At 71.0% G+C, this 11758-nt stretch carries 13 protein-coding genes; 4 read left to right on the plus strand and 9 right to left on the minus strand.

Annotation, left to right across the window (positions count from 1 at the left end; genetic code table 11):
• Window positions 1–58: 58 nt before the first annotated feature.
• Window positions 59–1132: a zinc-dependent alcohol dehydrogenase family protein gene (locus AC07DF_RS00345; RefSeq protein ID WP_478965529.1), complete on the minus strand. Its 1074-nt coding sequence runs from the start codon at window positions 1130–1132 to the stop codon at window positions 59–61.
• Between the two features lie 150 nt (window positions 1133–1282).
• Here AC07DF_RS00345 and AC07DF_RS00350 point away from each other — a divergent pair, with 150 nt between their 5' ends.
• Window positions 1283–1693, plus strand: a complete 411-nt coding sequence (locus AC07DF_RS00350) for an STAS domain-containing protein (RefSeq protein ID WP_478965531.1) — start codon at window positions 1283–1285, stop codon at window positions 1691–1693.
• Here the strand turns inward: AC07DF_RS00350 and AC07DF_RS00355 are convergent.
• Together AC07DF_RS00355 and AC07DF_RS00360 are read right to left on the minus strand one after the other, a co-directional pair.
• A complete protein-coding gene (locus tag AC07DF_RS00355; RefSeq protein ID WP_478965533.1) occupies window positions 1675–2169 on the minus strand; it encodes a flavodoxin domain-containing protein in 495 nt (164 codons plus the stop codon). The genes AC07DF_RS00350 and AC07DF_RS00355 overlap by 19 nt on opposite strands.
• 77 nt (window positions 2170–2246) lie before the next feature.
• Window positions 2247–3152: a universal stress protein gene (locus AC07DF_RS00360; protein ID WP_478965535.1), complete on the minus strand. Its 906-nt coding sequence runs from the start codon at window positions 3150–3152 to the stop codon at window positions 2247–2249.
• 243 nt (window positions 3153–3395) lie between these two features.
• Here AC07DF_RS00360 and AC07DF_RS00365 point away from each other — a divergent pair, with 243 nt between their 5' ends.
• Window positions 3396–4097, plus strand: a complete 702-nt coding sequence (locus AC07DF_RS00365; RefSeq protein WP_478965537.1) for a response regulator — start codon at window positions 3396–3398, stop codon at window positions 4095–4097.
• A 778-nt stretch (window positions 4098–4875) separates the two neighbouring features.
• Here AC07DF_RS00365 and AC07DF_RS00370 read toward each other — a convergent pair.
• The 3 genes from AC07DF_RS00370 to AC07DF_RS00380 form a co-directional block, all read right to left on the minus strand.
• Window positions 4876–6606 (minus strand): sensor histidine kinase, encoded by a 1731-nt coding sequence (locus AC07DF_RS00370; RefSeq protein WP_478965539.1) that lies wholly within the window; start codon window positions 6604–6606, stop codon window positions 4876–4878.
• Between the two features lie 134 nt (window positions 6607–6740).
• On the minus strand, window positions 6741–7340 hold the full coding sequence (locus AC07DF_RS00375) for a dihydrofolate reductase family protein (RefSeq protein WP_478965541.1): 600 nt from the start codon (window positions 7338–7340) through the stop codon (window positions 6741–6743).
• A 50-nt stretch (window positions 7341–7390) separates the two neighbouring features.
• Window positions 7391–7780, minus strand: a complete 390-nt coding sequence (locus AC07DF_RS00380; protein WP_478965543.1) for a VOC family protein — start codon at window positions 7778–7780, stop codon at window positions 7391–7393.
• Window positions 7781–7880: 100 nt separating this feature from the next.
• Here AC07DF_RS00380 and AC07DF_RS00385 point away from each other — a divergent pair, with 100 nt between their 5' ends.
• Window positions 7881–8558, plus strand: a complete 678-nt coding sequence (locus AC07DF_RS00385) for a TetR/AcrR family transcriptional regulator (RefSeq protein WP_478965545.1) — start codon at window positions 7881–7883, stop codon at window positions 8556–8558.
• 323 nt (window positions 8559–8881) lie between these two features.
• Here AC07DF_RS00385 and AC07DF_RS00390 read toward each other — a convergent pair whose 3' ends face one another.
• Window positions 8882–9508: an NAD(P)-dependent oxidoreductase gene (locus AC07DF_RS00390; protein WP_478965547.1), complete on the minus strand. Its 627-nt coding sequence runs from the start codon at window positions 9506–9508 to the stop codon at window positions 8882–8884.
• Between the two features lie 226 nt (window positions 9509–9734).
• Between AC07DF_RS00390 and AC07DF_RS00395 the strand changes: the two genes are divergently transcribed.
• Window positions 9735–10400, plus strand: coding sequence for a helix-turn-helix transcriptional regulator (locus AC07DF_RS00395; RefSeq protein ID WP_478965549.1), 666 nt, complete (start codon window positions 9735–9737; stop codon window positions 10398–10400).
• Here the strand turns inward: AC07DF_RS00395 and AC07DF_RS00400 are convergent.
• Both AC07DF_RS00400 and AC07DF_RS00405 read right to left on the minus strand, forming a co-directional pair.
• Window positions 10347–10988, minus strand: a complete 642-nt coding sequence (locus AC07DF_RS00400) for a hypothetical protein (protein WP_478965551.1) — start codon at window positions 10986–10988, stop codon at window positions 10347–10349. The two genes, AC07DF_RS00395 and AC07DF_RS00400, sit on opposite strands and share 54 nt — an antisense overlap.
• Window positions 10989–11187: 199 nt before the next feature.
• Entirely contained in the window at window positions 11188–11625 is a 438-nt protein-coding gene (locus tag AC07DF_RS00405; protein WP_149512092.1) for a hypothetical protein, read from the minus strand.
• Window positions 11626–11758: the final 133 nt, after the last annotated feature.

The raw sequence follows: 11758 nt of genomic DNA on the forward strand, positions 1-11758 counted from the left end.
CGCCGCCCCTGACCATCCCGAGGAGAGCTCTCCTCTCCTGCGTCAGGCCTCTGCTGCGTCAGGCCGCCCTCAGGGGGACGATCTCCTCGTGCCCCTCCTCGCCCAGCACGACCTTGAGCGCACCGGTGTCCGCGGCCCGACCGAAGACGTCGTACGCCTCCTCCATACGGGCCTGCGGGAAGCTGTGCGTGACCAACTGCCCGGTGGGCAGCCGGCCGGCGGCGGCCATCCGGAGCAGTGTGGGGGTGGAGTACGTGTCCACCAGGCCCGTGGTGATGGTGACGTTCTTGATCCACAGGTCTTCCAGGTGCAGGGTCGCGGGCTTCCCGTGCACGCCGACGTTGGCCACCTGCCCGCCCGGCCGCACCATGCGGGTGCAGAGCTCGAACGTCTCCGGGACGCCCACGGCCTCCACGACCACATCGGCGCCCAGTCCGTCGGTGAGGTCCGAGACCAGCAGCTCGGGGCCTTCCCGGGCGTCCGCCACCGCGTCCGCGCCGAGCCGCTTGGCCGCTTCCAGGCGCGCTGCGGCCAGATCCACGGCGACGATCCGCTCCGGAGCGAACAGCCGGGCGGTCGCGATGACCGCGAGCCCGATGGGGCCGGCTCCCACGACGGCGACGGTGTCCCCGGGCCGGACGCGCCCGTTGAGCACGCCCACCTCGTACCCGGTCGGGAAGATATCGGCCAGCAGCACGGCGTCCTTGCTGTCCAGGGCGCTGGGCAGGGGGTGCACGGACAGGTCGGCGTACGGCACGCGGACGTACTCGGCCTGGGTGCCGTCGATCAGGTGGCCCAGGATCCAGCCCCCGCCGCCCCGGCACTGGCCGTACACGCTCTCGCGGCAGTAGCGGCAGCGGCCGCAGGCGGTGATGCAGGAGACCAGGACCCGGTCTCCCGGCGCCACGGTGCGCACGTCACCGCCGATGTCGACGACCTCACCGACCGCCTCGTGCCCCAGCACCGTGCCGGGGCGTACCTCGGGAACGTCGCCCTTGAGGATGTGCAGGTCCGTTCCGCAGATGGTGACGGCGTCCACCCGCACGATGACGTCGGTCGGCTCCTTGATGCCGGGGTCCGGGACGTCCTCCCAGGCGGACTGTCCGGGGCCGTGGAAGACGTAGCCCTTCATGGCACTCCCACCTTTCCGGTGTGGGCCTTTCTCAGGTGTGGGCGCGACGCCGGAAATCGCACCGCTCTTCCAGCTTGGCGCGGGTCGGCGGAAGGCGCTTGGGCCGGTCGGCCCTATCGCGGATCCGTCCTTCCGGGCTTTGCTCGGACCATGTCCGAGAACCCCGTCAGGTCCGCGCAGCCTCCCGCGGAGCGCACGGACGGCGAGTGCACGGTCGTGACGCTGCGCGGCGAGATGGATGTGCTCACGGCACCGGGCCTGGCGGCACGCCTCGACGCGCTGACCGCCGGCCCTCGCCCCGACCTGGTGCTGGACCTGCGTCCGGTGGTCTTCATCGACTGCGCCGGGCTCGGGATCCTGTGCCGGGCGCGGAACCGCGTGCTGGCCCGGCACGGCCGGCTGCGCCTGGTCTCCGACAGCGCCGGCTTCCGCCGCCTTCTGCGGCACACGGGGCTGGCGGGCGTCTTCGAGGTGCTTCACCGGCTGCCTCCGGAGTGCGAACGTCCGGAGGCTTCGGTGCCGGAGGCGCGGTCACACGGGAGTCAACCCGCCAGCTCGTGACCGATGCGCGCCGCCCACGCCTCGATCCGCTCGAAGTCCCGGAAGTCCCCGCCCTTGCCGTTACGGAGAATCACCCGCGCGACCCAGCCCTTCGCACCCTCCTCCAGGCGGCCTCCGAAGGTGACGTGCTCCCTGACGTCGAGCCGCACCATGGCCTTCTTCACGCCGGGCACGGGTGGGATGTCCCGCTCCGAGGCCGAGGGATCGAGCGGGCCGCTGCTGAAGAACCACAGGGGGCGTTCGGCCAGGACCCTGCCATGACGCCGGACGAAGCGGCGGGCGTCCTTGTGCCAGCGGCCGGCGTACAGCCCGCCGCCGACCACGACAGCGTCGTACGACTCCGCGCTCGCCACGGCACGGGCGGGACGCGCCTCGGCCGTCAGTCCTTCCTTGCGCAGAACCTCCGCGACGGTCTCGGCGATCTCCGCCGTGGAGCCGTTCGTCGTTCCGTAGGCGACCAGCACGTTCTTCACCATGATGGTCCGCCTCCTCTCACAGTTCGCGCCGCCGGTCGCCGGCCACTCGCTCGGGGACGACGGGCGGATTGATCGCGTCAGTCGTGCGGTACGACGGCGACCGGGGCGGCGGCGTGGTGCAACACCGCGTGGGTGACGGGACCGATGTGCGTCCCGAACGGGCCGTGGCGCGCCCGCCGCCCCACGACGACCAGCGACGCCTGGCGAGACGCCTCGATCAGATGCGCCGCCGCGCCGCCCGAACGGGACACCTCGACCACCTCGACCGACGGATACTTGTCCCTCCACAGACGCAGCGTGTCGGTGAGCGCGCCGGCGTGCGAGCGGACGACGTGGTCGTACCGGTACACGTCGCCGGCTCCGCCGTAGACGAACCACAGCGGCAGATGCCAGCCGTGCACGGCCCGCAGGAAGGTTCCGCGCCGGGCGGCCGCGTCGAAAGCGAAGTCGATCACCGTCGGGTCGAGATGGCCGGTGTCGACGCCGAGCACGACCGGCCGGTACCGCGTGGCGGCCGACGGAATGCCCGCCGCGTCCCTCTCGTGCTCGTCGGCCGCCTGCGCACCGGCCCGCACCAGGACCACGGGACGCCGGGCGCGCGCCACCACGGCCAGGCCGACCGAACCCACCAGGAACCCGCTGATGCCGCCCAGACCCCGCGAGCCCAGGACGAGCAGCTCGGCTTCCTCGGCGGCCTCGCTCAGCACCTTGCCGGGGTGACCGGTCACGTGCTCGGAGGTCACCTCGACGCCGGGATGACGCAGAGCGAGCCCTTCGGCGGTTTCGCGGGGAATCTTCTCGCCCCAGTCCCGCTGGGTCTCGACACCCAGCTGTGGGGCCTGCTCGATGGGCTCCGGAGCCGGCTCCCACACATGGAGGAGCTTCACCGGCAGCCGGCGGTGCGCCGCCTCACGGGCAGCCCATTCGGCGGCGGCGCGGCTCTCGGGCGAGCCGTCCAGACCCACGGTGACCGTGCGGGACATGGTCTCCTCCTCCGGAGTAGAAGCTCTCCATACGAGCGTCGCTCCTACGGGCCGTCGCGGTGGAGGGGTCACAGGTCCCCGGCCGGGACCGAAGGGCCCTACGGCACCGTCGAAACAGCCGGCGCGGCGGTACTCCGCCCCTGACCCGCCTTGGGCCGATCGGCCCTAGCGCGTCCGGCCACCGCACGAAATGATCGTGGTCACGGGCGGTTCGCTCCGCCCTCCGGCCGACGAGGGGTCGAGATGACCGAGCCGCGCACGTTCACCGAGGAGCACCCGATCCGGGTCTTCCTGCTCGACGACCACGAGGTCGTGCGGCGCGGCCTGGCCGACCTGCTGGACGCCGAGCCCGGCATCTCGGTGGTCGGGGACGCCGAGAACGTCGAGCACGCGCTCACCCGGGGCCCGGCGCTCCGCCCCGACGTCGCCGTCCTCGACGTACGCCTGCCGGATGGCGACGGCATCACCGTCTGCCGCGAACTGCGCAGCCGGATGCCCGGGCTGGCCTGTCTCATGCTGACCTCGTTCGACGACGAGGAGGCCCTGCTCGACGCGATCATGGCCGGGGCGTCCGGCTATGTCCTCAAGCAGATCAGGGGCTCCGACCTGATCTCGGCGGTACGCACGGTCGCCTCCGGGCGGTCCATGCTGGACCCGGAGACCACGGCCCGGCTGATGCGCTCGCTGCGCGCCGACCCGTCCGAGGAACCGGCCGTCGCCCCCGAGCTGGCGAGCCTGTCGCCGCGCGAGCGGGAGATCCTCGCCCTGATCGGCGACGGGCTCACCAACCGCGAGATCGGCGGGAAGCTCTACCTCTCCGAGAAGACCGTCAAGAACCACATCTCCCGTCTCCTGGCCAAGCTCGGCGTCCAACGACGGGTCCAGGCGGCGGTCCTCGCGTCGCAGTGGGAACACCCTGGGACGAACGAGCAGCCGTCACGTTGAGCCGGGGCTGCGGCGGTCGTGTTGGTTGGGGGCTGCGGCGGTTGTGCGGGGGCCGGGGCTGCGGCGGTCATGCGGGGCCGGGGCTGCGGCGGTCATGCGGGGCCGGGGGTGTCGATGAGCCGTGGTCGTGTTGGGCCGGGGGTGTCGACGAGCCGTCGTCAGGCTGCGCCGGGGCCGCCGACGAGCCGCGGTTACAACGGCCCCGGGCCGCCGACGAGCCGCGGTCACACGCCCCGGGCCGCCGACGAGCTGTCGTCAGGCTGCGCCGGGGCCACCGGCCAGCCGCCGTCCCAGGGCCCTGGGGCGCCGACGAGCCGCGGTTACAACGGCCCCGGGCCGCCGACGAGCCGCGGTTACACGGCCCCGGGCCCCCGCCGACGAGCTGTCGTCAGGCTGTGCCGGGGCCACCGGCCAGCCGCCGTCCCGGGGCCCTGGGGCCGCCGACGAGCCGCGGTCACACGGCCCCGGGCCGCCGACGAGCTGTCGTCAGGCTGTGCCGGGGCCACCGGCCAGCCGCCGTCCCAGGGTCCCGGGGCCGCCGACGAGCCGCGGTCACACGCCCCGGGCCGCCGACGAGCTGTCGTCAGGCTGCGCCGGGGCCACCGGCCAGCCGCCGTCCCAGGGTCCCGGGGCCGCCGACGAGCCGCGGTCACACGCCCCGGGCCGCCGACGAGCCGTCGTCAGGCTGTGCCGGGGCCACCGGCCAGCCACCGCCCCACGGCCCCGGTGCCACCGGTCGACCGCCGTCCCACGGCCCTGGGCCGCCGACCACCCTTCGTCACCCTCGGGGCGGCCGCACCGGCACCCGCCACTCCACCCGCGTGCCGCCGCCCTCCGGGTGCTCACCGAGGTGGAGTTCGCCGCCGAGAGTCAGCGCGCGCTCCTCCATGTTCCTCAGGCCGCTGCGCGCGACACCCTCCGGAATTCCACGCCCGTCATCCGTCACCGTGAGCGTCAACTCGCCCTTCGCGCACCTCAGGTGCACGTCCACGGAACGGGCCCCGGCGTGCCGGGCGACATTGCTCAGCGCCTCGCCGAGCACCGCGAGCGTGTGGTCAGCGACATCGCCCGGCACCTCCGTGTCCACCAGCCCCTCGATCCGCACCGCGGGAGCGAAGCCCAGAGACGAAACCGCCGCCGTCACCGCGTCCGACACCCGGCCGCGCAGACCGCTGCCTTCCCGCGCCCCGCCGTGCGTCCGCAAGCCGAAGATCGTGGACCGAATGATCTTGATGGTCTCGTCCAGGTCGTCCACGGTTCGCGACAACCTCTCCACAGCCTCCGGATGGTCGATGAAACGCTGGGTGCTCTGCAGCGTCATCCCCGCCGCGAACAGCCGCTGGATGGCGAGATCGTGAAGGTCGCGGGCGATGCGGTCACGGTCCCGCAGCAGTGTGATCTGCTCGGCGTCCCGGCGCCGCTCGGCCAGCTCCAGTGCCAGCGCCGCCTGCCCGGCGAACCCGAGGAGGGGACGCGTATCGGCGTCCGTGAACGGCGTACGCCCCACCGCTCGCCCCAGCAGCAACACACCACCGGCCTTGCCCCCGGCCTCCAGCGGAACACCGACCACGGGTCCGAGCCCGACCCACTGCGCCGCGTCCCCGCTGGTCCGCGAGTCCTCCTGGATGTCGGCGCTCACCGCGGGCTCCGCCGTCGTCAGGACGGTCGCCACGAATCCGTCCGTGCCGGACATCACCAGACCGCTGCGCCGCTCGGCGTCCAGCCCGACGGCGAGCAACGGCCGCAGCGCGGTCTCCTCGGGCACCCGCTCGGCGATCATCCCGGCATCGGCGTCGGCGATCTGACGCGCCTGCTCCACGATCAGTTCGAGGACGTCCGTGCTCGGAGCGCCCGACAGCAGGGCCCGCGTGACCTCGGAACTCGCCCCCACCCAACGCTCACGCAGCCGCGTCTCCTCGAACAGACGGGCGTTCTCGATGGCCACCCCCGCCGCCACCGCGAGGGTGGCGAGCACCGACTCGTCCTCGGCGTCGAACTCCTCCGCGCTGCGCTTCTCCGTGAGGTAGAGGTTGCCGAACACCTGGTCACGCACCCGGATGGGCACGCCCAGGAAGGAGTGCATCGGAGGATGATGCGGCGGGAAGCCGTACGAGGCCGCGTGCTCCGAGATCTCCGTCAGCCGCAGCGGCTCGGGGTGCCGGATCAGCTCGCCCAGGATGCCGTGCCCGCTGGGCAGGTCCCCGATCCGGGCCCGCTGCTCGTCGCTGATGCCGACGGTGTGGAACTCGGAGAGCATCCGGTCGTCGCCGATGACTCCCAGGGCCCCGTACTCGGCGTCCACGAGCACCACGGCCGCCTCGACGATACGCCGGAGCACCTGGGCGAGATCCAGCTCCCGGCCGACCGACAGCACCGCCTCCAGCAGGCTGTGCACACGGTCCTGGGCACCCCGCGCCGCGTCGATCCGTGCCTGCAGCTCGTCCAGCAGTTCGTCCAGCCGCAGCTTGGGCAGGTGCTGCTCGGATCGACCGGGCCGTTCCCCGCTCATCGTCGCCTCCGACCGGCTCACGCGGACGCACCCGGATCAGGCGCCTTCCTTCCCTCACGATAGTGCGTGGCGCCCTGGTAGGAGGGCGCCCTGAATGCCCGCGCAGCCACGCGGCCGGATCTTGACGGACGTCTTCAGTCCCCGGTGGCGCGCGCGTAGGTGAGGAAGGCCGCGCCGCTGTCGAGCACGGTGTGGCCGGTGAGCTGCCAGCCGCGCGGATCGAAGGCGGCCTTGTGGGAGAAGACCGGGATTCCGGCGCCGATGGTCAGCGGTGCCATCTTGAAGATGAGCTGGTCGATCTCGCCGTACAGGGCACCGGCCAGTTCCGCGCCGCCTATCAGCCAGATGTCCTTGCCGTCCTCCTGCTTCAACTGCCGCACCTTGTCCACAGGGTCGTCGGCGACCAGTTCGACGGCCGGGTCCGGGCTCTCGGTGAGGGTCCGGGAGAAGACCAGGTGACGCAGGTGGGGGTAGGCATCGGTGATGCCGGCCTTGAGACCGATCTCGTAGCTGCGCCGTCCTTCCAGCACGGTGTCGAAGCGCGTGCCCGGCGCGGTGACGGACAGCGCCGCCCGGGCCTGGACGGGCAAGGTCTCCGGGTACTCCGTCACGAGGTACTGGATGTAGTCCCCGGGGATCGGCCAGAAGCCGTCCGGGCCCGTGGGATCGGCGCCGTCCGGACCCGCGATGAAACCGTCCAGCGTGGTGGCGATGTAGTACACGAGCTTTCGCATGCGGTGCTCTCTCTGTCGGGTCTGCGTGAGCGGCGGGGGGGATCGGGCGATCAGGAATGGTCCGGTGCGGTCCATTCGACGAGCTGGACGATGACCCCGTTGGGGTCGGTTACCTGGAACAGGCGTTCTCCCCATGGCTCTTCACGCAGGGGCATCGTGATGTCGACGCCTTCGGAACGCAGCCGCTTCTCCTCGGCTTCGAGGCCGGTGACGGTGAAGGCGAGGATCAGTCCACCGGCGTGCCGGTCGCGCTGCTCGGGCGGCAGGACGTCGATGCCTCGCCGGAGCAGGACGATGTCGACGGCGGCATCGTCACGGGTGAGGGAGGCGAATCCTTCGGCCGCGGCCTGTTCCCGGTAGCCGAAGTGCTCGGTGAAGAAGCTGCGGGAGGCCGCGACGTCTTCGACTGTGAGGGAGACGGTGGAGGCGGTGATCCTCAAGTGGGGTTCCCTTCGGGGCTGATCTTACGTCGGTAGTAAGATTACTCCCATCCACTCCCTGCTGTAAACATATTTTTACTACAGGGGTAAGATTCTCCTCATGGACACCGAGACGAGCGCCGCAGCGAGTGCCGCCACAGCCGCCGTCACCGCCCCGCTGGGCCTGCGGGAGACGAAGAAGCAGGAGACGCGACAGCTGATCTCCGACCATGCGACCCGGCTCTTCCTCGAGCAGGGCTTCGAGAACACCACCATCGCCGAGATCGCGGCGGCCTCCCGCGTCGCGAAGAAGACGGTGACCAACTACTTCGCGCGCAAGGAGGACTTGGCCCTCGACCACCAGGACGAGTTCAGCGCCGCGCTGGCGCGCGTCGTGACGTCACGCCGCCCCGGGGAGTCCGCCCTCGCGGCGCTGCGCCGTGCCTTCGAGGCCGCCGTCGCGGCGCAGGACCCGGTCGCCGGATTCGCCGGCCCGGACTTCTCCCGCATGGTCACCGACAGCCCCACCTTGTCGGCGTGCCTGCGCAACCTGCACGACCAGCGCGAACAGGCACTGGCCGAGGCCCTCGCCGAGACCGTCGGCGCACAGCCGGACGACATCACCGTCCGCACGACCGCCGCGCTCCTCGGCGCCACCCACCGCGTCCTGTTCCAGCGCATCCAGGACCTGACCCTGGCCGGGCACACCAACGACGAGATCGCCAAGACGATCACGAAGGAAGCGACCGAGGCCTTCGACCTGCTCGAACCGGCCCTCCATGCCTACGCGGTCGCCTGAGGCTGCCCGGCGAACGTGGCCAACCTCGCAGGGACTTGACCATGCACCTTGGGATGCGTCACGTCGACCAGCAGCACGGCAAGGTCTTCCGTGCGTTCCTTCAGCAGGGGTGTTGCCGGCGCAGCGCGCCACTGGAAGAGCAGCCACGGAACTGCCCGACCTCCTGAATTTCTGGTCGGACCTGCCCCAAGCACATCGTCTATCTCGCGGGCGGGACTGCGCCGTGTGATGTGGCACGAGCTGACCGGCCTCGGGCTCGCCGCGGACGACCAGCGAGCCGATGCGTTCGACGCGATGGACGAGGAACCAGGGTGGCGGGCTCGTCAGTCCGTGATGACGGCGTCGCGGTGAATCCACTCGGGGCTGTGGGCCGCCTTGTGCAGGAAATCGGCGACGTCCGCGCGGCTGATCGTCGGGTTGCCCTTCATGGGAAGACGTTCGCCGACGAGGTAGCTGCCCTTGGCGGGGTCCTTGGTCAGCATGGTCGGATAGACCAGCGTCCAGTTCAGGCCGCTGGAGCGGATCGCCTGCTCGGAGATCTCCTTGTTCGCATAGATGTTCCGGAGGAACGTGCGGTACATGACCTTCTGTACGGCGCTCGCCGACCGGTAGGTGTCGCCCACGCCGAACGAGGACAGCCACACAAGGCGCGACACGCCCTGTTCCTTCGCCGCGCCGATCACGGCCGCTGCGGCGCGGCTGAACAGGTCATCGGCACGCACAGATGTGCTCCTGCCGAGAGCCGAGATGACGACGTCCTGCCCGATCAAGGCCTTCGCGACATCCTTGTGCGAGGTGGCGTCTCCGGCGACCACGGTGACCCGGTCTGCCAAATCGTCCAGCGCCTCCGGTCTGCGGGCCAGGACGGTGACCGTGTCGCCTGCGCCGAGGGCCAGGTCGATGACGTGGCGGCCGGTGGGGCCGGTCGCACCGAGGATCAAGAGCTTCATGGGGTGTGCATCCTTCGTGTGTGAGGTGGGACGGAACCGGCTTCAGTCGAGGTCGGCCAGGTCTTCCTCGGTGAGGGTGATCGCGGCGGCGGCCATGTTCTCCTCTCAGGTGGGAACTTCAGGTCGCCACCGAGGCGGAATCTGTCGCTCATGGACCTGAGCCTGCGGGTGCGCGCCCCCCTGGGCGAGCCCGTGGCAGCTTGCTGCCAAGCGGCACAATGGACGTATGCCACAGGTCATGGAGCTCCGGGGTGATGTCGAGTTCTGGGCTCGGATCAAGCCCTTGACGGAGTCGGACGAGGTGGAATGGGTCCACATCGCCCGCGACCTCGACACCTGGCCCGGTGCGCGTGAGGCCGCGCGCCGGCAGATGCGTCGGGGTGGAGCATCTCGCGGGCGGAAGCTGTACAGCCCTGCGGTCCTCGCCGACGCACGCGACCGGGAGGCACTGTGCGAGATGGCTGCCCATGGCTTCCAGGTGCGGATCGCCACCGCCCCGCTTCCGCAGGGAACCGTCATCATCGGCCGGAAGACCATGATCCTCACCGATCCGGTGCCCACCGCAGGGGCGGCTCATGGCCTGCGCACCTACACCATGAGTGCCTCACCGGCCCTGATCGGCGGAGCCTATGCGCTGTTCGAAGCCGCTTGGGAAAGCGCCTCCGATCTGACGGCCATCCTCGACTCGAGCCGGCCCCGCATCGATGAGCGGACCGCCAAGATCCTGCGTGCCCTGGGCTCCGGCGCCACCGACGAGGCGGCAGCACGAGAACTGGGCATGTCGCTGCGCACCTACCGCCGCAGGGTGGCGGAGCTGCTGGCCAGCCTGGACGCGGCCTCACGTTTCCAGGCTGGAGTACGCGTGGGGGAGTTGGGCCTGACCCAGAGGTGATCCGCACGGTAGGGGACGAGCCGGTGCACCTGCGAGCGCGGCGGCCGCACAGCAACCGACCGACCGGCACGCCCCGGCGCCGGCTGAAGCAGCGCCGATGCTGCCCCGTGCCCGGTGCCGCTTCGTGTACGACCAGGTCACCGCGGTCATCAGGACCGGGATGGCGAACAACGGGGCGAAGGTGAAGCCCCAGACAGTCTGTGCCGTACCGCTCGACATGTACGTCCGGCTCTCGACGGTGAAGGCGACCACGAGCTGCCACAGTGCCACCAGGACCAGGACAGACGACGCGGTCCAGGCCAGCGCGGCGAGGGCCCGGGGGCGCAGCGGCCGCCACCGGTCACTGACGAGGAGCAGCGGGAACAGGGCGGCCAGCTCGGTGGAGACGGAGAGGCCGACGACGTACGCGACGCCCCAGCCCGGAATGTCGAAGACGTCCCGCAGGACCCGGTCGCTGTAGCCGACATAGACACCGGATGCCATGGCAACGCGCCACAGGCCGGACGGGACGGCGCACAGGGCGATGGCGTGGGCGGCGCGGCGGACCCAGACAGGCGCGGCGGGGACAGGAGCGGTTGCTGTCGTCATGATCTACATGCTGGCCGTGGACATGGCAGCCGTGCGTCGTCCGCAACGGCGGACCGTCTCCGCCGTACGGCGGAGGGCGGACCCGCTGAGGGAAGACCTGAGTGAGGTTCAATCACCGGACGGGCCCGCCTGACGGCCCCTCCCCGGCACAAAAAGGGCGAGGCCCGAAGACCCCGCCCGCACTCCACGAAACCCCGGCTCAGGGCCACACAAGGCAATAAGGCTGATGCCCCGCCTCATGCAGCCGATGCGAGAAGTCCTGCCACTCGTGCAGCAGTTGGTACACGTTGAACGCGTCCCGGGGCCCGCCCCGGTCCGGCACCGTCGACCAGATGAAGGCCGCCGCGCCCACCGCCTCCTCGCCGATGCCCCGGAGGGGGTCGACGACGGTCATGGGGAGCTTCACCACCGCGTAGTCGGGGTGCAGGACGACCAGTTCCAGGGGTGGGACCTTGTGCAGGGGGATGCCCTCGATGCCCGTCAGGACCATCGCCGCCATGGTCTCCGGCTTGATCTTGGTGAACATGCCGTTCATGCCGAGCTCGTCGCCGCCGAGCTCCTCGGGGCGCATCGAGATCGGGACGCGGGCCGCTGTCGCGCCGTCGGGCGCGCCGAAGTACTTGTACGTCACCCCCACCCGGCCACCATTCCTGCTCCCCGCACGAAGATCGTCCACCCGGCGCTCAGCCTGAAATTCATCCACGCGACGCTCACCCCGACGTTCTGCCCGAAGATCGTCCAGCCGATGTTCAGTACGTCCGTCGGACCGC

The sequence above is a fragment of the Streptomyces sp. NPDC044719 genome (assembly GCF_056433405.1).

Coding starts and splice junctions, on each gene's coding strand:
- AC07DF_RS00350 (WP_478965531.1), top strand. CDS start 1,283: ATGTCCGAGAACCCCGTCAGGTCCGCGCAGCCTCCCGCGGAGCGCACG.
- AC07DF_RS00390 (WP_478965547.1), bottom strand. CDS start 9,508: ATGAAGCTCTTGATCCTCGGTGCGACCGGCCCCACCGGCCGCCACGTC.
- AC07DF_RS00400 (WP_478965551.1), bottom strand. CDS start 10,988: ATGACGACAGCAACCGCTCCTGTCCCCGCCGCGCCTGTCTGGGTCCGC.
- AC07DF_RS00395 (WP_478965549.1), top strand. CDS start 9,735: ATGCCACAGGTCATGGAGCTCCGGGGTGATGTCGAGTTCTGGGCTCGG.
- AC07DF_RS00375 (WP_478965541.1), bottom strand. CDS start 7,340: ATGCGAAAGCTCGTGTACTACATCGCCACCACGCTGGACGGTTTCATC.
- AC07DF_RS00385 (WP_478965545.1), top strand. CDS start 7,881: ATGGACACCGAGACGAGCGCCGCAGCGAGTGCCGCCACAGCCGCCGTC.
- AC07DF_RS00355 (WP_478965533.1), bottom strand. CDS start 2,169: ATGGTGAAGAACGTGCTGGTCGCCTACGGAACGACGAACGGCTCCACG.
- AC07DF_RS00365 (WP_478965537.1), top strand. CDS start 3,396: ATGACCGAGCCGCGCACGTTCACCGAGGAGCACCCGATCCGGGTCTTC.
- AC07DF_RS00345 (WP_478965529.1), bottom strand. CDS start 1,132: ATGAAGGGCTACGTCTTCCACGGCCCCGGACAGTCCGCCTGGGAGGAC.
- AC07DF_RS00370 (WP_478965539.1), bottom strand. CDS start 6,606: ATGAGCGGGGAACGGCCCGGTCGATCCGAGCAGCACCTGCCCAAGCTG.
- AC07DF_RS00360 (WP_478965535.1), bottom strand. CDS start 3,152: ATGTCCCGCACGGTCACCGTGGGTCTGGACGGCTCGCCCGAGAGCCGC.